Origin of the sequence: Haloferax denitrificans ATCC 35960, from assembly GCF_000337795.1 — an archaeon.
Taxonomy (GTDB): Archaea; Halobacteriota; Halobacteria; order Halobacteriales; family Haloferacaceae; genus Haloferax; species Haloferax denitrificans.
Genome location: NZ_AOLP01000008.1, coordinates 1 through 19729, shown reverse-complemented (window position 1 = coordinate 19729; position 19729 = coordinate 1). Strand labels below are relative to the sequence as shown.

The 19729-nt window shown below is 62.5% G+C and carries 14 protein-coding genes and 1 pseudogene; 7 read left to right on the top strand and 8 right to left on the bottom strand.

Annotation, left to right across the window (positions count from 1 at the left end; all coding sequences use genetic code 11):
* Positions 1-108: 108 nt before the first annotated feature.
* From C438_RS05540 to C438_RS05520, 5 genes are all read right to left on the bottom strand, one after another.
* Positions 109-1461 (bottom strand): sulfatase, encoded by a 1353-nt coding sequence (locus C438_RS05540; protein WP_004968321.1) that lies wholly within the window; start codon positions 1459-1461, stop codon positions 109-111.
* Positions 1458-4208 carry a GtrA family protein gene (locus C438_RS05535; RefSeq protein ID WP_004968320.1) on the bottom strand — a complete coding sequence of 917 codons (2751 nt, stop codon included), beginning with the start codon at positions 4206-4208 and terminating at the stop codon, positions 1458-1460. The genes C438_RS05540 and C438_RS05535 overlap by 4 nt, the downstream gene beginning before the upstream one ends.
* A complete protein-coding gene (locus tag C438_RS05530) occupies positions 4205-5326 on the bottom strand; it encodes a glycosyltransferase family 4 protein (protein WP_004968319.1) in 1122 nt (373 codons plus the stop codon). Before C438_RS05530 ends, C438_RS05535 begins: the two co-directional genes overlap by 4 nt.
* On the bottom strand, positions 5323-6024 hold the full coding sequence (locus tag C438_RS05525; RefSeq protein WP_004968318.1) for a polyprenol monophosphomannose synthase: 702 nt from the start codon (positions 6022-6024) through the stop codon (positions 5323-5325). The genes C438_RS05530 and C438_RS05525 overlap by 4 nt, the downstream gene beginning before the upstream one ends.
* A 460-nt stretch (positions 6025-6484) precedes the next feature.
* A complete protein-coding gene (locus C438_RS05520; protein ID WP_239640651.1) occupies positions 6485-7510 on the bottom strand; it encodes a sensor histidine kinase in 1026 nt (341 codons plus the stop codon).
* Positions 7511-7677: 167 nt separating this feature from the next.
* Between C438_RS05520 and C438_RS05515 the strand changes: the two genes are divergently transcribed.
* The gene (locus C438_RS05515) at positions 7678-7938 is read left to right on the top strand and encodes a ubiquitin-like small modifier protein 1 (protein WP_004968316.1); all 261 of its coding nucleotides are present in this window, start codon (positions 7678-7680) and stop codon (positions 7936-7938) included.
* Here the strand turns inward: C438_RS05515 and C438_RS05510 are convergent, their stop codons facing one another.
* The 3 genes from C438_RS05510 to C438_RS05500 all read right to left on the bottom strand — a co-directional run bounded on the left by C438_RS05510 (position 7939) and on the right by C438_RS05500 (position 13629).
* Positions 7939-9243 (bottom strand): acetamidase/formamidase family protein, encoded by a 1305-nt coding sequence (locus C438_RS05510; protein WP_004968315.1) that lies wholly within the window; start codon positions 9241-9243, stop codon positions 7939-7941.
* A gap of 2526 nt (positions 9244-11769) precedes the next feature.
* Complete coding sequence (locus C438_RS05505) at positions 11770-12552, bottom strand: IclR family transcriptional regulator (protein WP_049917771.1); 783 nt, start codon at positions 12550-12552, stop codon at positions 11770-11772.
* A 114-nt stretch (positions 12553-12666) separates the two neighbouring features.
* Positions 12667-13629, bottom strand: a complete 963-nt coding sequence (locus C438_RS05500) for a D-2-hydroxyacid dehydrogenase (protein WP_004968313.1) — start codon at positions 13627-13629, stop codon at positions 12667-12669.
* 191 nt (positions 13630-13820) lie between these two features.
* Between C438_RS05500 and C438_RS05495 the strand changes: the two genes are divergently transcribed.
* The 6 genes and pseudogenes from C438_RS05495 to C438_RS05470 all read left to right on the top strand — a co-directional run.
* A complete protein-coding gene (locus C438_RS05495; RefSeq protein WP_049917770.1) occupies positions 13821-15224 on the top strand; it encodes an ABC transporter substrate-binding protein in 1404 nt (467 codons plus the stop codon).
* Between the two features lie 5 nt (positions 15225-15229).
* Positions 15230-16156 carry a carbohydrate ABC transporter permease gene (locus C438_RS05490; RefSeq protein WP_004968311.1) on the top strand — a complete coding sequence of 309 codons (927 nt, stop codon included), beginning with the start codon at positions 15230-15232 and terminating at the stop codon, positions 16154-16156.
* On the top strand, positions 16153-16986 hold the full coding sequence (locus C438_RS05485; RefSeq protein WP_004968310.1) for a carbohydrate ABC transporter permease: 834 nt from the start codon (positions 16153-16155) through the stop codon (positions 16984-16986). Before C438_RS05490 ends, C438_RS05485 begins: the two co-directional genes overlap by 4 nt.
* A gap of 10 nt (positions 16987-16996) precedes the next feature.
* Positions 16997-18178, top strand: a complete 1182-nt coding sequence (locus C438_RS05480) for an ABC transporter ATP-binding protein (protein WP_004968309.1) — start codon at positions 16997-16999, stop codon at positions 18176-18178.
* Positions 18179-18289: 111 nt separating this feature from the next.
* Positions 18290-19069, top strand: a complete 780-nt coding sequence (locus tag C438_RS05475; protein WP_049917832.1) for an inositol monophosphatase family protein — start codon at positions 18290-18292, stop codon at positions 19067-19069.
* 105 nt (positions 19070-19174) lie between these two features.
* Positions 19175-19729: pseudogene (locus C438_RS05470) on the top strand (mandelate racemase/muconate lactonizing enzyme family protein); the annotation flags it as partial.

Genomic DNA, 19729 nt, shown 5'->3' with positions numbered 1-19729 from the left:
GACCGTCGTTTTCGCACGATATGGAGACGGTGAATTCGCACGGGATAGGGTCGGCGAACGTGGACCGCGCCACGCGCTCGCCGGGCGACGCCGAGGACACACAGCGGCCTAATCGAGATAGCCGAGTTCGCGGAGTCGCTCCTCGACGGTCGCGTCGCGCTCGGCGGCGACCGCCCCGGTGAAGTCGATGGCGTCGCGGCGCTCCCGTAGCTGACGGTATAGCGGCCGCCAGTCGGCACCCTCGGGGTTCGGAACCGGGGCGAGTTCACCCGGGTCGGTCCGCAGGTCGAACCCGTACAGCTCGTCTCCCCGCGAAACGAGTTTGTGCGTGGGCAGTCTGACGCCGATCTGTAACGCGGACTCGTCGATGCGACCCGGCGTCTGCCGGGTCGACGCGACTTCCGTCACGGCCGGCAGTTCCGGAATCGCTCTCCCCTCGATTGCGGGTCGGAGCGACTGCCCCCTGAACGACGGCGGGGCGTCGACGCCGGCGTAATCGAGGACGGTTGGCGCGATGTCGACGTGCCTGACCTGCGTGTCGACGACGAGCGGGCCGGCGAGTTCGCTCGCGGGCGGCCGAACCAAAAGCGGGACGTGAACCAACTCGTCGTACAGCGCGGGTTCGTGACCGACCTGTCCGTGCTCGAAGAGCGCCTCGCCGTGGTCGGCCGTGACGACGACGAGCGCGTCGTCGCCGACCGCCGAGAGAATCGCTCCGACGCGCTCGTCCGCGTGCCGGACCGAGGCGTCGTAGAGTCTGTGTACCGACTCGCGTTCGCGTTCGCTGAGGCCGTCCGGGCTGTGTTGCGCCCGCGTCGTCAACTGGGTCGCCGACGACCGACCCAACCGGACGCCGACGGCCTCGCGGTGTCGCTTCGGCGGCGCGTAGGGAGCGTGCGGGTCGAGGAGATGGACCCAGACGAAACTGTCCGCCGGCGCATCGGTGAGCGCCCGCCGGGCCAGCGACACCTCGTCGGCCCCGCCGCGAAGGCGATACAGCGGGGCACTGCCGAACCGGAACAGGTACTGTGCCGCCCGGTACACCGGGTGGTCGAGGCCGAATCGGTCGATAAGGAACTCCCGGGCGCTATCGAGCGTCGGGGAGCTGAACGCCCCGACATCGCGGTAGGTCTCGTAGCCGCGCGCGTAGCCGTATCTCTCGCCGAGCCACGGGTTCGCGTGAATCCCCGTACAGGAGTATCCGGCGTCGGCGAGCCGTTCGCTCAGGAGCGTCCGGTCCTCCCGAATCCGTTCGTACCCCCCGAAATCGAGCGGATACGTCGATGTCAACAGCGCCGGAAACGCGTACGGCGTCGCCGGGCCGTGACTGACGGCCTGCGTGAAGACCGCGCCGCGTTCGGCGAGCGATTCCAACGCCGGCGTTCGTGACGCTGTGCTGTTCGGCATGAACGACGCGTGGCTGGCGCGCCACGCGTCGACGGTGATGAGGAGCGTTTTCATTCGGTGGTCACCTCGGCGGACGGTGCGTGGTCGCCGTCGATTCGTGACGGCCGAGTGGTAGCGGCGACCGGCGGACCGATAGTCAGGTCCGCCGGAAACGCCGCCAGTCGCGCCACGCCGAACCCGCCTGTCTCGGCGGGGTCGGCACCGTCGGTGTCGGCGTCGCTTTCGTTCGCGTCGATAGGGGTGTCCCGCTCGGTCGAGTCGGCAGGCGTGTCGCTTTCGTTCGAGCCGACAGCGGGGTCGTCCTCGGTCGGGACCGAGTTCAGTTCCATCCACAGTTCGGGGGGGACCGCGCCCCCCGCGGCGGTCGTTCCGTTCTCCGAGCCGCCGGCGTCGGCGTCGGCCGACTGATACACGACGCGGACGGCGTCGAACCGAACCGTCCCGTTGCCGCCCGCCCCCGCCCCGCGGAACTCGACGCCCGTGGTGGGTTGGTCGAGCGTGAACGGGAGGGTCACGTTCTCCCAGCCGTCGGTCGCGCCGACGGTCCGCTCGGCGACGACTCGGCTGTTGTGGCCCGCACCGACGTTCAGCCGCAACACGGGGTCGTCGCCGGCGCTCTCGACGTTCACGCGGTACGTCGCGGTGTAGTTCCCCGGCGGGAGTTCGATATAGGGACCGAACCAGAAGTTGCCCTCGCCGCCGCCCTCGCCGACGATGTCGTCGTCGACGACCCGCGCGTTCTCCTGACTGAGTTCGAACTCGCCGGCGTCGAACCGCTCGTCGAACTCGTAGGCGTCGTCGATGAGAGCAACCCGCCCGCTGTACCCCCGTTTGTAGACGTAGATGCCGTCTTGGTACTGATAGAGACCGTACTCGGTTCCGAGGCGGTCGCCGAACGCCGTTTGGACGGCCTGCGACCAGTCGTACGGCCGGCCGGTGAGGCGGGTATCGTAGAGGACGTACTCCGGCGTGATAGCCCCGTACTCCCGTTGGTACTGGTGGAACATGTCCGGCCGAACGACGTAGGTCGCGTTCGGTCGCATCGCGATGTGGGGGTAGATGTCGTTCTGCGTGAGCAACGACGCGTCGGCGGGAATGCCGTCGATGGCCCGTTCGAGCGTCTCCGTGTGTTCGTTCTGCGTCGGCACCGGGACGACGTTCAGGTCGAACCCGACGACGGCCCCCGTGACGATGTTGATGGCGATGACGGTCGCGAACAACCGAAACAGGAGTTCCTGAGACGGTATCGAAACCGCGCCCCGGCCCGCGACGCGGACGGCTCCGATGTAGAGAAACGGCAGGAGGTAAAGCGGGTAGTGCGCGCCGAACATGTAGTAAATCGACCGCCCCGCGAAGAACCACGAAAACAGGAGGTACGGAGCGAGCGCACCGAGCGACACCTCGTCGTTCAGCGAGAGGAAGACGACGGGGACGAGAAAGACGACGAAGTAGAGCAACTTGTCGGAGAGGTTCACGCCGAACGCGCTGACGATGAGCGTCGGGTCGCTCACGCCGAGCGCGAGTAGCTCGCCGACGCCCACCCGCGGACCGACGTACGGCTTGAGCGGGCCGGCGATGGACGCCATCGGGATACCGCCGTAGAGGCTGAATCGGTCCATGACCGCCCCGGAGAGGACGTGCGCGAACAGGACGAACAGGAAGCCGGCGAGGAGCACCCAGCGCTCGTCGTCGAGTCGGCCGCCGCGGTACGCCGCGACAGCGAGGCCGGAGAGCGCGCCGATGACGATGAATATGACGAACTCGTTCGTGAGGAGCACGAGCGCGAGCAGGCCCAAGAACGCGACGTATCGGCGGCGGGCGTACGCGTAGTACGCGCCGAAGATGAACACCGGGAGCAACGACTGCTCTTGGAAGTCGAACAACCACGCCGACCAGAGGAACGGGTTGAGCACGTACGAGAGGACGACCACCCCGGCGAGACGGTCGCTCTTGATATGCGTTCGGGCGACGAACCAGAGAACCAGCACGCTGGACGCGAGGAGGAACGACTTCGCGACGAGGAGCGTCATCGGCGACCGAACGACCGCGAAAAGCGGGAGGAAAAACAGGAGCGTCAACGAGAAGTGCGCACCCCAGTAGGAGCCTTCCGGGTGACTCACGCGGTACTTCCCGTGGATGAGAAACCCCTGTCCGTCGAGGGTCGTCGAGAGCATGTGGACGTACGAGCCGAAGTCGGACCCCGTCGTCCAGTACCCCCGATAGAGTTGGACCGTGAGGAGGCTGAACACGACGAACACCCCGGCCGAGACGGCCACGACGGACCACGTCGGTCTGTCGACTTTCGCCAGTCGGTCCTGTAGCGCGGGCCAATCGAAGTCGCTCACGACCGCGCCGTCCCGATTCGCCTGCCAGACGAACCGGTCGCTGGCGGTGAAGCCCCAGAGCGCGCCGACGCCGATAGCGGCGACGTTGGCCACGAGGTAGTGCAGTCCGAGGAGTTCGACGAACGCGACGAGCGCGACGACGCCGATGGCGATACCGACGACCCGCGTCATCCCGTATTTCGTCGCCCGCCACGCCCACGGCCGGTGTCCGATGCCCCCGTAGGACCGCCACGTCCAGCGGTCGTTGATGACGAAGTTGGCGAACGTGCTCACGACCCGACCGACCGTGCCCCCAATCACGTACGAGAGGCCGCCGACACCGCTCACGAGGAACAGTAACCCCTCGTTGATACTGATGCCGACGAGGCCGACGATGAGGTACTGAACGAACCGCCTGTTACGCCCGGTGAGCGGGAGCGACCGGAGCCGGTCGGCGACCGATTGGTCGCCGCTCATCCGACCACCTCCGCGCGCGACGCCGGGACCGACTCCCCGAGCAGTAAGCCCTTGAGTTGCGGGTAGACGACGTCGAACCCGTGCGTCTCGCCCTCGCGGCGCGCGACGCGACACCGCTCGTCGTAGCCGTCGCCGCGTTCCCACTCGTCGTACAGCATCGCTATCGCGCCGAGCATCTCGTCGGGTGTGTCCCGGTGGAGAACCGCCTCGTTTTCGACGTCGTGGGTCGGTAGCGACGTGGTGACGACCGGCGTTCCGGAGGCGCACGCCTCGTTTATCACCATGCTATCGGTGTCGACGCGGGCCGCGTGGAGGACGACGTGCGCTCGGGCGTACGCGTCCGCGAGTTCGTCCTCCGTCAGGAATCCGAGGTCCGTGACGTGCGGGTCGCTCCCCGTTCCGGTCGCCAGTAACCGAACGTTCGGCGGGAGGCGACGGGCGACTGCTCGCACCGTGTCCCATCCCTTCTCGCGGATGCGCGCGGCGGTGACGAGCACGGTGAACTCGTCGTCGAGCGGGGCCCGCCCGGGACAGAAGCGGTCGGTGTCGACGAAGTTGGGGATGTACACCGTGTTCGGGTGCGGCGACCTGAACGCGGGCGTCACGGTGTGAACGGCGGCGTACCGTCTGAGGTCGGTCGCACCGATGGTTCGGTAGAGCGCTTTCACGACCGTCGGCACCAGTCCGTAATGCGACTCGAACAGCCGCGGCGAGACGTAAACCCACGAGTGAATGCCGGCGATGGCCCGACTCGCTCCGGTGAAGAACAGTTCGGAAAGCGGCGCGTAGAACACGTACGCGGTGTCGTACGCCGAGAGGTCGTGTCGCCACGCTTCGCGGTACGGGACGGCCGCGTCGAGAACGTCTCTGACGGCGACGCGGCGCGTGTTCCCGGGCGCGTACGGGAGCGCGTGAACGGCGACGTTCACGCCGTCGGCGGCGAGCCGGTTCGCGAGGGTGGCGGTCCACTTCTCGCCGCCGCGGTAGTGTTCGAGCGAGAGGTGCGGACAGAGCGCAACGCGCTTCTCGGAGGGGTTCGCGTGAGCGGGGTGAGTGTGGGGTGCCGCGTGCGACGCACGGTGGGCGTCACCGAACGGGACGGGTCGGAAGTCAGTCATACGAGCGCTCGCCGGCGACTGTGGTACGACAGCTTCGCGAGGTGCAACAGATATTCGAGGTACTCCCGAGACGAGAGCTTCGAGTCGCCGTTTCGCCGGTCCTCGAAGACGTACGGGACCTCTCGGACCTCCGCCCCGTCACAGCGCGTGAGCAGTTCTAAGAGGATTTTGTACCCGGTCGGGCTGAGCGTCGCCTCCCGGAGCAGGTCGCGGCGGACGACGAAGTAGCCGCTGAGCGGGTCCGCGACGCCCCTCGCCGACGGGATACAGAGCCGAGCGAGAACTGTCGCGCCGCGACTGACGACCCGGCGGTGCCACGGCCAGTAGGCGACGCCGCCGCGGGAGACGTACCGACTGGCGATGGCGATGTCGACGTCGTTGGCGACCGTATCGACGAGGTCGGGTAGCAACTCGGGTGGGTGCTGTAGGTCCGCGTCGATGACCGCACAGGAGTCGGCGGTGGCGTGAGCGAACCCGTAGGCGACAGCGGTCGCCAGCCCGCGCGCCCCCTCGCGCCGGAGGACGCGAACGTTGTCAGTCGCGTCGTACCGCCGTTCGACGAGTCGCCACGTCCCGTCCGGGGAGTCGTCGTCGACGACGATAATCTCGGAGGTGTGGTCGGCGAGGGCGTCGTGACAGCGGTCGATTGCGTCCAGGATGTTCTCGGCTTCGTTGTACGTCGGAATAATGACAGACACCCGTGGAACGGCGGACGTCGCTTCCTCCCGCCCAACCGAGCGAGCGGCCGTATGGGTGCCGAGAGATGGCTCTCTGTAGTGTGGTTCGGGCTGGCTCATGATTGCTATGCGTTACCATGACAATATGAGTTGAGATGACATATACTCTCTCCACAACAGTTATATTCTAGTAGTTTATTCTAAAATTAGATACAATTTTACAAGTATTATTTAAATGCGTGACAGAATCTATCCCCTGAATCACACGAGAACGCGTAGGTGGGACCGGGCGAAACGTGCGACTCCCGTGAGTTTCGCGTCGGCGGGGCGCTCTGCTCTGCATCTCGTTCGCGCGCCACCAGAATCGTCCGTCGGGTACCCGCGGTCGAGACATCCGACCACCCGATACAAAGCACTTGGCGCCGCGTCCGGGGAGCTCAGCGGGCCCCGTCGCCGCCACAGACGTCCGTCGAGACGACCGTCACTCCGTGCGAATCTCGAACCTCGCCCCGCCGTCCTCGGCGTTCTCGATCGCCAGTTCCCACCCGTGGGCCGCCACGAACTCGCTGACGATAGTGAGACCGACCCCGGTCCCGCCGCGTGCGGTCGAATAGCCGTATTCGAGGACGTCGTCGGCTTTCTCGGGCGGGATTCCGTCCCCGTCGTCTGCCACGTAGAAGCCGGCCCGACCCTCAAGCGCCCCCACGGTCACCGTCACCGGGGTTTGGTTGTGGGCGACCGCGTTCCGAAACAGGTTCTCGAAAATGTGGTCGAGGAGGCCGATGTCCGCCTCGTACTCGACCGCCGGGTCTATCTCCACCCGTAGCTCGCTGTCCCCCGTCTCGGTCACCATCCACGACGTCTTCGCGTGCGACGCTATCGAGACCGGCATCGTCTTCGCGTCTTGGCGCCGGCCCATCGTGAGCGTTCGAAGTTCGGTTATCATCCGCGACATCCGATTGAGCGGCTCGACCATCGCGTCGAGCTCCTCGCTTTCGAACTCTCTACGCGCTCGTTTGAGCCGCCCGATCGCGACGCTGAGCGGGTTTCGGAGGTCGTGGGTGACGATGTCCGCGAACTCCTTGAGGCGCTCGTTGGCGCGTTCGAGCTCCTTTTGTTTCTGCTTTCGCTCGGAGATGTCGCGCGTGTTGATGACGTAGTAGCCGCCGGAGGTCGGCTCCGAGGACGTGACCGATTCGACCCACGTGTAGGTGTCGTCGCCCTGTCGATGGCGGTACTCGATGGCCTCGACGACGTACTCGTCACGCGAGACGACGTTTTTGAACGCGTCGTACACTCTCTCGCGGTCGTCTGGATGGAAGCAGTCGGTACACGAAACGCCAACCAGTTCGTCTTGGTCGAACCCGAGCAAGCGCTCGACTGAGGGACTCTGATAGCGGATAACGCCGTCTTCGTCGAGTAGCGAGAGGAGGTTCGTCGAGTGAAGCGGAATATCTTCGAGTGAGACTACCCTGCCGGGTTCCCCGGGTTGTATTGATTTATCCACGTGCGTTCGCCCACGAGGATACAGTCTCCGTGAGAATAATATCTCTTCGCACGGACGTTGAACATTCTTCAGGCCGCTCGCAACCGGCTTCTGCGAGTCGCTGTGGCAGATTCAGGCCGTGTTCTGTGCATCCGTAGTGATTTGTGCGTTGCCTCCCTGCACTCGGTATGCAGGTTACCGTTTACGGGCCGCTTCGGTCCGCGGCAGGTGGAAAGACGGTCGACGTAGCACCGAGCGGGGCGACGGTTCGAGACCTGCTCGACGCGTTCGTGGCACGCCATCCGAACGCGGAAACACACCTCTACGACGAGAGCGGCGGCGTCCGCCCGAGTGTCCGAGTGATGGTCGGAGCGCGCAAGGCGGCGTTGGACGACGCGATACCGGACGGGGAAACGGTGAAGCTCTTTCCGGCGATGCGGGGCGGCTGACTACGCCCCGTACTGCTCGCGGACCGTCTCTGTGAGGCCAACTTCGTCGAGGAGTTCTATCGGAACGAGCATCGACAGCTGGACGACGCCCGGCAGGCGAGCGATTTCGACGCCGCCGGTGAACGTACAGCGAGACCGAACTTCTCCCTCGCTGATACCGAACAGCGAACTCGCCCTCGCGAACGCGTTCTCCGTCGCGTCGTTGATGGTCGCGCCCGACCCGATAACCTGAAGCGGCAGGGCGTCGTGAAGCGTCTCGACGTCGTACTCGTCCGCGAGTGCCGCCCCGGCGTCACGCTCGGCGTCGGTGTAGGGTTTCGCGATGTGCGGGAGGTCCGCTTCGTTCGGGAGCAAGAGCGGCCCCGGGAGGTCGAGGCCCTTGATGACCTCCACTTCGAGTTCGGTCCGTCCGCTCACGTCCGTCGTGTGGAGCGAGAGTTCGCCGTCTCCTTGGTTGGCGTGGAGGTCGCCGACGTACAGCCCGGCACCGTCGACCCGAACGGGACAGATGAGCACCGCACCGGGCCGCACCTCGTTCGAGTCGAGGTGGCCGTCGGTCCGCGCTTCGAGCGCCGCTTCGTCCGGGAGCCCCCAGTCGTGTTCGGCACCGATGAGGAACTGCCCGAAGTCCCCCGCGTTATGCGAGTCGGGGAGTTCGACCGCCGGCGTCGTCCCGATGTTTCCGATAAACGGGCGCAGGCGACCGAGCGCTCCGGGCATCTCGTCGGGCTCGTACAGCAAAATCGGGTGTTGCCGCGAGTTCTCGGGGAGCGCCATCGCCTCGTCGGCGCGCTCGGCCAACTGGTGGGCACCGTCGGCGCCGACGGTGATGCCGACGGTTCGGTCGTCGTCGAAGACGACGGTGTAACCGTACTCGAACCCGAACGACGACGCGTTAGCGCCACACTCCGCACAGCGAATCGACTCCGGTCCCGTCCCTTCGACGACGGTCTCGGGCCACGGTGTCCCGCACTCCGGACAGCGGTGGTCGACGAACGGGTCGTCGCCGAACGCGCCCTCTCGCTCCGCCATGCTCCCGGTGCTCGTCGCGACGCTCGTCACCTCGACGTCCTTGATTCGGACGACGAGCGCGTCGCCCGGCTCGGCGTTTTCGACGCGAATCGGTCGCGTGACCTCGTGTCCGCCGCGGAACGACGGTGTGATCATCGGCCCCCAGCAACCGGCGGGCGTGTGCGTCTTGACCGTCCCCCCGTCGCGGACCGTTCCCGCCCACTCCTGTTCGGGCCCGACGAGTCCGAGCGTGAACTCGTCTACCTCGAGTGTTTCAGCTGGTTTTTCAGACATGTGTCGTGACGTTCGACCTGTTACATGTTATCTATTGTGTATGCGGAAGTCAGTCTCTCACGTCTCGTGCGCAGAACGGATGCGTTCACGGTTCTCATCGACGATACGCGAGTTGCCCCACGCTTGTCGGAACGCACATTTAGTAGCAGGACTCGCGTACCGCCTGTTCTCGGTGTTTAGCTCAGCGCTCCAGTCACTCTCTGAGCGCTGTGCGTGGTTCGCTCTGAAGCGAATTTTATATCGCGGCATATGATTCATCTCATTGATTCGAGTATAGTGTGGCTTTTTGCTAATACTCATTGTCTGTAGTAGACAACGACACAAGTGGTATACTTAGGCATTCAATATATTTGGTTACGCTCGTCAAAATCGGGTATTCAGATTTGAGGCGATCCGCAGAGGTTGGGGAGTTCAACCCCCGGTTTCACGACTCGAAGACTCACTGCTTCGGGGTCGCTCCGCTCGCATCGTGAACTCGGTCCAACTCGGGAGTGGTCGAACGATCTCTTTCGGCTTCAAATCCGACGCTTGATTCCGCCTCGGCTGTGCCCGAGTCCACCGATACTGCCGTTTGAGCATCTATGCGGTGTTTCTACGCACTCGGCTCATCGGTTTGCGTTCGCTTCCTCTGCTTACTCACAATCGAACGGGCCCCACGAATCTGATAAATCATATACTGCGATATCCATCTCTTGGTCGGTCACAAAGTCTCGGAGTGTGGTTTTTAATGCGTTCCTTACTTTAACCTTGGATCCAGATGGATAGGCTCTCATCTGGTGATTAGTGGACCACCACAGTTATACCGCTCAGAAAACATTTTTGAGTGATAGAAATTAGAACCGCAAGACAACTCCTCGTCATAGCGACTTCGGAAGAACAGAAGGCACGCATCAAATCCATCCTCCGAAACAGTGGGACCACTCGCCGTCCGAGGGTGTGACTCCTCTCCCGGCGCTTTGGTCCGCGACCGTGATTCAGCTAACAGGCGTGGTTGACCAGCTGTCGGTTCAGCTGTCTGTTCAATCTGCTCCCCGCGGAAGGACGTGTCCACACGAGTCGCAGACGAAGGCGACGTCGTAAAACGAATCGTAGATAGCGAGGCTGTGATCGCACTTTGGGCAACGCATGCGTTTCGTCAACTATTCGATAGTCACTTAACCCTTATCACGACGGTTGTCGAAACACCCGGTGAGTCGTCGTGTTTCGTTCCGGTGTAAAGATTTGCAGAGAACACAAAGATAATACGGAATTCAACCGTCGGCCCAAATGGTCGATCGCGTAACCGACCAACGTGAGACAATCGTGTCAGTCATGTCATAGACGTGGCGTTACGCGAAGAGTAGGTCTGTCCCGACCGAAACTCATGAACACCTGACAGCACCCCACGTCGAGCTCAGCACACCGCTGCCATCATTTTTGTCCTCACTTAGTGAGCCACCGCAAACTTTGGTGCCGAGTTAGAACTCCTGAACGGCGTTTTGATACCCTCCGTCGGCCGGTGTCCAGTCGTGCCGCAAACCAGCCGTGAGTCTACTGGCGTCTATCGGGTCTCCGTGATATTCGCTCTGTCCGTTCCCTCTGGCCACGATGTTGTTCTCGATACCGGAACCGAGGACAACGCGCGCCATGGTGTCTGAGCCGGGATACGGGCGTCCGCTCGTCCGAGTTTATCACCAACTCCGACAGAGGGCGGACGTGCGGCGAACGTTCCGACGCACTCTGACTGTTCTGTGGACGGTTCGTCTCTCGACTCTGGGTAGTCGCGACGGCGGCGACGAACTTCGATGGAGACCCTCGGAATGGCCCCGAGTGCGGCCAACGCTGTCCAATTCACTTTCACCAACTTAGCCCCCGACTCTTGGCACGATTCACTATGCCGGAACAACATATCGAATGCCTCGAAACCGACCGCAACGACCGCTCTCGCGGCGCATTCGTCGGCGAGGACGTGTGGATTACACGGGTACGTTTGTAATCATACGGCGCAAGTCAGTCCATCTCGTTCTGAAATAGAAAACCACTGAAATAGAAAACCGACCGAGACCGAAACGACACATCGACGTCTGGTTCGCGGCCGCGGCTTCTCGCGGAGTCGACGCTCTCGGCACAGATTGTCCCCCGTCGACAGGCTCGTCCCTACCACCGCAATCCGAGGGCGACGCGAGCCGTGTTCGACATCTTTCCACTCGCCCGCGCGCCGAAGTCGGTACCGAGACGGCAATCGAGATGGTCGACGTACTCCGCCGCGGCGGGGTCGGACTGGACAACGTCGACGAGTCTTCGACGCAGGCGCGACGACCTGGCGAAGTCGACCGAATGCGACCCGCTCTGGATTTCGCCGAAGTAGAATTACAAAGATAAGATTGTAATTTGAAACCCTCCAACGAGAGGTCGCACGTCGAGGTGGGTGAGTGGCCGCGTGGCTGTCTGTGAGGTGAAATTGGTAATCGAGGAACCGTTCAACAGTATTGAACAAAAACGCGGTCGATTTCTGTCACGTATCTGAACTTGAAGTCGGATTCGGGTTCAGTAGTGGGCGTATCGCAGTTCGATGACGTTGGCGGTGCTCTTCACGGCGTCGGCCAGTTCTGCCATCGTTTCAGGAGAGCGCACGCGGCTTACCGGTCCGGACACCGAGACTGCGCTTATCACTTCGTTCGTACGCTGATCCATAATCGGGACGCCAATGGTGAGCACGCCCTGACGGCGGTCTTGGTCCTCTATCGAGTAGCCGCGGTCTCGCGTCTCTTCGAGTTCTTCGTAGAGTTCCTCGCGCGTGGTTATCGTGTGCTCGTTTGCTTCTGGGAGCCCGTGTTGGTCGATGATTTCTTCGACTCGCTCAGGGGGGTAGTGCGCCAGCATCGCCTTGCCGAGGGCGGTCCAGTGCATATTGGTGTACTCACCGATGGGTGCGTTATCGTGGATTGCGTCCGCTTCCTCGGACTTGTATAGGAGGACGCGCAGGCCGTTTTCCTCGATGCCGAGGTTGGCCACTTCACCCGTTTCTCGCGCGAGTTTGTCGACTTCCAGTTTCGCCGTTCGGTAGAGCCTCGACCGGTTCCGGACACCGCCGCCGTACTTCAGGAACCGGAACCCCAGCCGGTAGCTGTCTCCGTCCCGGACGACGAGGTTGAGCGATTCGAGCGTCTTCAGGTACACGTGAACTGTACTTTTCGGGGTGTCGAGCGCAGTAGCGGTCTCTGTCACCGTCGCGCCTCGCTCACTCTCGAGAAAGTCAACTATCTTGAACGCGCGTTCAATAGAATTAATCCTGTTTTCCGACCCGTTTTCGCCGCGGTTTCCAGCCATACGATTCCGTCTCTGACCCATCGTAATAAGCGTACGGCCATCTTCAGAGACGCAACTATTCGATACTGTTGAACAAGTGTCCCCGAAAATTCGCAACGGCTCGTACGACGTCGGTTACGGGACGACCTGATTTTCGAGCTCGTCGTCGCCTTCTTCGAGAGCCGCTACGTTTCTGGCGACGATGTCCGCGAGGCGGCTCCAATGAGCCGGCGTGTGACCCGCGTTGTGCGGCGTGATTGTCACGTTTTCGAACTGCCAGAGGGGGTGGTCCGACGGGAGCGGTTCGGGGTCTGTCACGTCGAGCGAGACGTCGCCGATATCGTTCGACTGAATCGCCCGCACGAGTGCGTCGGTGTCGATAATCTGTCCACGGCCAACGTTGGTAACAGTCGCGTGTTGCGGGAGCGTCTCCAGTTCGGCCGCGCCGACGAGCCCGCGAGTGGTGTCCGTGAGCGGCGACGCGATGACGAGATGGTCCGTTCGAGCGAGCGCGTCGTGGAAGTCACGCTCGTCGTAGCCGATGACCTCGTCGGTCGGCCCGCCCTTCTCGGGGGTGTACCTGACACCGATAGTGTCCACCTCGAAGCCCGATAATCGGTCGACGACTGCAGTCCCGATGGAGCCGAGACCGACGACTGTGACAGTACTCCCGCGTAGTTCACCCGCCTGATAGTGCCGCCATTCGTGGCGCTGTTCGCGGCGCCACCCCTCTTTGAAACGTCGCGTGGACGCGAGGATGTAGCCGACGACTTGTTCGGCGATGTTCGGCGCGTGGATGCCCGAGGCGGTCGTGACGGCGACGCCCATGTCGGAGAACACGTCGAGCGGTAGGTGCCCGTACCCGGCGGCGATTCCAGCGAACAGTTCGAGGTTCTCCGCCTCTGATAGGAGGTCTTCGTCGATTTCGACGCTGGAAGCAACGGTCGCGTTACTGATGAGTTCGCGCTCCTCAGCGGGAGTCCGGGCGAGTGCGACCGTGCGGTCGGGCAACCGTTCGCGGAGTTCCTCGACGTACGCTTCCGCTGGGAGTCCGTGTGTTCCTTGCCGTAAGACGACCACGTCTGGATTTCCGATCATGACTGTAATTTCCTCTCGACCCGAGGGCTGAGAGTCTCCTCAAGCGCTCGGTTGCCTATAGCTTCCGAGGGAGATATATACGTGGTCCTTTTGAGGATTATATTACCGACTGTCTCCCCCGGCTGACGACACCGCAACATTCCTAATGGACCTAAATTATATATGCCGCGCCTCCATTCCCACGACTGGGGATGCCTACCAACCACACTAGACGGCAGTTTGTCAAAGCAGCGGCGCTCGGTGGCGTTGCGGCATCGGCCGGATGTCTCAGCAGTGTCACCGGGAGTAACAGCGGCTCCGGTGGCTCGGGCGAGGCCGCGAACACGCTCGAATACTGGGAGTACTTCCACTCGCAGTCTCAGGTCGCAGAGGAGCTGATGAAGTCGACCGTCGAGGAGTTCCAACAGGGACGCGACGTCCAGATGAAGATGAACTGGGCGAGTTGGGACGATATCAACGGCGGCAAGTGGAAGAATAATATCCAAAACGGGAACCGACCGGTCATCTACGACTCGACCAACTCCCTCAACGGGCAGTTCATCGACCCCTCGTGGGTGAAACCGGTCAGCGAGTATCGAGACCGTCTCGACGACGAAGCGCTCTCGAACATCGAGTGGGCGCTGGAACTCTCACAGAGCTGTTACCGCGGCTTCGAGAAGGACCTCTACGAGATTCCTGTCGGGATGGAAGTCGGCGCACCGTTCATCGCGCGCGCTGACCACTTCGAGGAGGCGGGGCTCTCTATCGAAGAGGACTTCCCCCCGAAGGACTACGACCACCTCGTCGAAATTGCGACCCAGTTACAGGATGACGGTCCCGGCGACTACGGCTTCCAGATTTACGGCGCACAGGGTGACGTGACCGACGAGGCGCTCGTGACTTGGGCCGCGTCCGAGGGCGGCTACGACGGGATGTACATGAACGAGGACTGGTCCGACGTGAACTACGATTCCGAGGCCTGGAAGACGGCCACGAAACAGTACGTCGACCTCTACCAGAAACACGGCCTCTCGTCGGACAAGGCTCCGACGGCCTCCAACGAGGGCGTCGCACAGATGCTCATTCAGGGCAAGGTGAGCATGTATCAAGGCAGTACGAAAGACCTCGGCCTGTTCCGAAGCCGGGCCTCGGAGATGCTCGAAGACGGGACTATCGTGTTCGGACCTCCGTGGGAGGGTGCGGCGGGGAACCGCGGCGAGTTCTTCACGCAGTGTGTCGCTCTCATGCGCAAACCAGATGGCGTCTCGCAGGACGCGTGGGACCAGCGGGAGGAACTGGCGATTCAGTGGATAAACAAGCTCCTCTCATCGGAGTTTCAAAAAGAGGTCCCTCGTTCGTTGGCGACCCTTCCCGTCCGACGCGACGTGTGGGACGGTCTGAGTGAAGACCCGGCACTGGGCACGAGTAACTACATCTCCAGCCTTCGAACGACGGTCGACGGCATGGAACACGGTTGGTCGAGTCACCCGAAGATGAACGCCATCCAGTACAACATCGCTGGCCCGCTGTTCCAAGAGGCCGTTCGCGGGGAACTCGCACCCGAAGAGGCCTGCACGCGCGCCGCAGAACAGATACGCAACCAGATAGAGCTCTGAGAAGGATGTCAACTCAGAACCGCTTCGACCTCGGGGGCTGGGCGTCGAGCTACCGCGAAACTCTCTCTGAGAACTGGTTCGCGTATCTGCTCATCCTTCCGGTCCTCGCTTTCCTGGTGCTTCTCATGTGGCTCCCGTTCGCGCAGGGGTTCTACATGAGCTTCAACGACTGGCCATTCGGCGGCGAACCCGCCTGGGTCGGTCTGGAGAACTACCGGTTCCTCTTCGACTGGGAGCCGTTTTACACCTCGTTGAGAGCCACGCTCGTCTTCTCGCTCACGACGGTCCTCCAACTTGGCGTCGCTCTCGTGGCGGCGCTCGCGGTGCGCGAGATTCGCCGCGGCAAGAGCTTCGTCACCGGCGTGTTCCTCATCTCGTATACGGTTCCGCCACTTGTCACGGGGACTATCTGGGCGTACCTCCTCCAGCCGGACCTCGGCCCGATATTCGGCTACCTGACGCAATGGGGGCTCCTCGAAGAGACCATATACTGGGGAAGCGACGGCGGTGCGTCACTCGGCGTCATCCTCTTCGTGACGACGTGGACGTTCTGGCCGTTCATGTTCCTCATCATATCGGCGAGCCTCGAAAGCATTCCCGAAGAACTGTACGAGAGCGCGCGGATGTACGGCGCGGGCCGCGTCCAGACGTTCCTCAGAGTGACGCTCCCGCAACTGAAAAGCGCCATCCTCGTCGCCTTGAGTATCCGCATCATCTGGAACATGACCAAGATTTCGCAGGTTCTGCAACTGACGAACGGCGGCCCCGGCTACGACACTTCCATACTGGCGGTGTTGTTGTACCGGTTCGCCTACGGACAAGGACGGATGGGTGTCGCCTACGCGGTCGGCGTCATCCTACTGGTCATGACTATCGGATTCGTCTTCATATTCATCCGCGAGTTCGAGCGGACAAGTGAGGACCCACAATGAGTACCGACGACTTCGACGTGACGGCGGTGACGCTCAAGGCGACGACTTACGGGGTCATCTCGTTCCTCGTCCTGTTCAACCTCGTCGTGTTGGCGTTCATCTTCTCGGTGTCGTTCATGCCCCCGAGCGAGTTCTTCGGTGCCCCGCACATCATCCCGCAGAACCCGACGCTCGATGCGTGGACGAGCGGGTTCGAAGAGCTACAGGACAACCTCGTCAACAGCTTCCTCATCGGGCTCGGCACGACTGTCGTCGCGCTGGCAATCTCTATTCCCGGCGCGTACGCGTTCGCCCGAAAGGAGTTCTACGGCAAGCGGGCTGGGTTCTACGCCATCATCTCGGCGATGATGTTCCCGTATATCCTGCTCGTCATCCCTATCATGGACCTCTGGAACGACCTGGGGCTGTACAACACCATCCCGGGGATGATCATCGCTTACCAGGTGTTCGTGACGCCGTTCGCCATCTGGATTCTCCGGGACTTCTTCGCAAAGCTCCCGACAGACATTGAGGAGGCCGCGCAGGTGTACGGATGCACCCAGTTCACGGCGTTCCTGCGAGTCATCCTCCCCCTCGCGACACCCGGTATTGTCGCGGTCGGCTTCCTCGCGTTCCTCACCGGGTGGAACGATTTCTTGTTCGCCAATCTGCTGACGACTGGGACCGGTCCGGTCCCAGCGGTGCCGGTCCTGTACGGCACCATCGGTGGTGGCTCTGGCGAGCGGGTCTACTGGGGCAAACTGATGGCTGAGACGCTCATCATCGGGACGCCGCCGACGATACTGTACCTCGTCGCGCGCAACTACCTCGAAAACGCATTCACGGTATGATACAAACACCATGACAGCACTCGAAGACGCGACCACGGAAGAGACGGATCAGACGGCAGACGCGACCGATAGCGTCGCCTCGTCTGAGACTGACAGCTCGGACAGCTCGGGCGGCCACATCCGCCTCGAAGGAGTCAGAAAGACGTTCGACGGCGGCGATATCGTCGCCTGCGACGATGTGAACATCTCCATGGACGGCGGTGAGTTCGTCGTCCTCGTCGGACCGTCGGGGTGCGGCAAGACGACGACGCTCCGCTGTATCGCTGGCCTCGAAGAGCCGGACGGGGGCCGAATCGTCGTCGACGGCGAGGATATCACCGGCCTGAAGTCGAAAGACCGGGACTTGGCGTTCGTATTCCAAAGTATCGCGCTGTTCCCCCACATGAGCGTTCGGAAGAACATCCGGTTCGGCCTCGACATGAAGACCGACCTCTCCAAAGCTGAAAAGCGTGAGCGCGTCGAATCGGCGGCCGAGACACTCGGTCTCGAAGAGACGTTGGACCGCAAGCCTGCGGCGCTCTCGGGCGGCCAGCAACAGCGCGTTTCCCTCGGTCGCGCGATGGTGATGGAGCCCGCCGCCTTCCTCCTCGACGAGCCGTTCTCGGCGCTCGACGCCAACCTTCGCGACCACATGCGCGTCGAGGTAAAAAAGATTCAGCGCCGCCTTGAAACGGCGATGGTGTTCGTCACGCACGACCAGGAGGAGGCGATGACGCTCGGCGACAAAATCGTCGTGATGAACGACGGTTACGTCCAGCAGATCGGAACGCCCTACGAGATTTACAACGAACCAGCGAACCGGTTCGTCGCCGACTTCATCGGGTCGCCGTCGCCGAATCTCGTGGAGTGTACCGTCGAGCGAACGGCCTCTGGTGTCACGTTCGCGAGTGACTTCTGCCGGATTCCCGCAACCGACGAACAGGCCGCCGCAGTACAGGACGGGCAGACTGTCGTTTACGGTATCCGACCGGAGTATCTGAGTATGCGCGACGACGGCGGACAGTTCACCGCTCGGCTGGACGTCGTCGAACCGCTCGGTGATCGGGACGCCATCCATCTGACCTCCGGTGATACGTCTCTGTCGGCGGTGACGCCGCAAGGGGAGGTCTCCCGTGACCGAAACGAGGTTAGTGTGGCCATGCAGACCGACGAGGCGTGGCTGTTCGACGAGCACGGCGAGCGAATCGTCTGACCGCCGCGTACCACGTCAGCGCCCGAATACCACTCCCTCTTCGAATCCCTCGCGCGCACACAAACAGCTATGTCAGTCGAAGCCAAATCAAGGCCGCTGGTGTACTCTGAAATGACACGATACGAAACCGTACGACGCGCAGCGACTGAGGGTTCCGAAGTCGCACACGAACTGTTTAGAACCGACCTTGCCGTCGACACTAAACAGTCGACGTTAGACCTCGTGACGAAGGCAGATACGGAGACACAGCGTCGGACTATCTCGGTCATCCGGGAGTCGTTCCCTGACGCGACCATCGTCGGTGAGGAGGAAGACGAGCGCAAATCCGTCCCCGAAGACGGCGACGCATGGGTCATCGACCCCATCGACGGGACAACCAACTTCGTCCACGGCTCACAGCTGTGGACGACGACTGTCGCTAGTGTTCGAGACCACCAGACTGTGGCGGCTGCGACCGTCGCCCCAGCACTCGGAGACATCTATGCGGCGACCCCAGACGGTACGACCCGGAACGATAACCCGATTACAGTTAGTTCGAAGACTGACCTCGATGAGTTCGTTGTCGCTCCCATCCTGCGCTACGGCCCCGACCGCGACGCCGAATTCGGCGACCTCCTCAAGCGACTTATCGTTCGATTCGGGGACCTGCGCCGACTGGGGTGTGCGCAGGTGACGTTAGCGATGGTCGCCTGTGGAACGCTAGATGTCGCCGCCTCGGAGCAACCCGACCCCAATCCGTGGGACACCATCGCTGGTGTCTCTCTGGTCAGGCGGGCTGGCGGTACTGTGACGGATATCCGTGGTAACCAATGGGTGCCCGGGTGTGAGGGCCTCGTCGCGTCCAACGGCGAGGCGCATGACGAAGTTCTCGACCGCGTGACGACCGACTGATACGGGCAGTCTGCTTCTGGGTGTCTTTTGAGATAGCGTCTGCAACGAGGCCATGAAATTACGCCGATAGAAGGACTTACTACGCATGCGTAGCACGAATTGACTATGCCGGTAAACTACGCGGATTTACACGATCCGAACGCGGAGTACACGATGCGAGAGCTGTCGGCGGAGACGATGGGCGTGACGGCCAAGCGCGGCGGCGGCCGCGACGTCGAAATCACCGACGTGCAGACGACGATGGTCGACGGCAACTTCCCGTGGACGCTCGTCCGAATCTACACTGACGCGGGCGTCGTCGGCACCGGCGAGGCCTACTGGGGTGCGGGCGTGCCCGAACTCATCGAGCGGATGAAGCCGTTCGTCATCGGCGAGAACCCCCTCGACATCGACCGCCTGTACGAACATCTCATCCAAAAAATGTCCGGCGAGGGCTCCGTCGAGGGCGTCACCGTCACTGCCATCGCGGGCATCGAAATCGCGCTGCACGACCTCGCGGGCAAGATTCTCGACATCCCCGCGTATCAGCTTCTCGGCGGGAAGTACCGCGACAAGGTGCGAGTCTACTGCGACTGCCACACCGAAGAGGAGGCCGACCCCGAAGCGTGCGCCGACGAGGCAGAGCGCGTGGTCGACGAACTCGGCTACGACGCCCTCAAA

What these genes read in the sequence shown, in the direction of transcription:
- C438_RS05490 (WP_004968311.1), top strand. Translation starts at nt 15,230, where the DNA reads ATGTCAACTCAGAACCGCTTCGACCTCGGGGGCTGGGCGTCGAGCTAC.
- C438_RS05530 (WP_004968319.1), bottom strand. Translation starts at nt 5,326, where the DNA reads ATGACTGACTTCCGACCCGTCCCGTTCGGTGACGCCCACCGTGCGTCG.
- C438_RS05485 (WP_004968310.1), top strand. Translation starts at nt 16,153, where the DNA reads ATGAGTACCGACGACTTCGACGTGACGGCGGTGACGCTCAAGGCGACG.
- C438_RS05510 (WP_004968315.1), bottom strand. Translation starts at nt 9,243, where the DNA reads ATGTCTGAAAAACCAGCTGAAACACTCGAGGTAGACGAGTTCACGCTC.
- C438_RS05500 (WP_004968313.1), bottom strand. Translation starts at nt 13,629, where the DNA reads ATGATCGGAAATCCAGACGTGGTCGTCTTACGGCAAGGAACACACGGA.
- C438_RS05475 (WP_049917832.1), top strand. Translation starts at nt 18,290, where the DNA reads ATGACACGATACGAAACCGTACGACGCGCAGCGACTGAGGGTTCCGAA.
- C438_RS05505 (WP_049917771.1), bottom strand. Translation starts at nt 12,552, where the DNA reads ATGGCTGGAAACCGCGGCGAAAACGGGTCGGAAAACAGGATTAATTCT.
- C438_RS05495 (WP_049917770.1), top strand. Translation starts at nt 13,821, where the DNA reads ATGCCTACCAACCACACTAGACGGCAGTTTGTCAAAGCAGCGGCGCTC.
- C438_RS05535 (WP_004968320.1), bottom strand. Translation starts at nt 4,208, where the DNA reads ATGAGCGGCGACCAATCGGTCGCCGACCGGCTCCGGTCGCTCCCGCTC.
- C438_RS05480 (WP_004968309.1), top strand. Translation starts at nt 16,997, where the DNA reads ATGACAGCACTCGAAGACGCGACCACGGAAGAGACGGATCAGACGGCA.
- C438_RS05540 (WP_004968321.1), bottom strand. Translation starts at nt 1,461, where the DNA reads ATGAAAACGCTCCTCATCACCGTCGACGCGTGGCGCGCCAGCCACGCG.
- C438_RS05515 (WP_004968316.1), top strand. Translation starts at nt 7,678, where the DNA reads ATGCAGGTTACCGTTTACGGGCCGCTTCGGTCCGCGGCAGGTGGAAAG.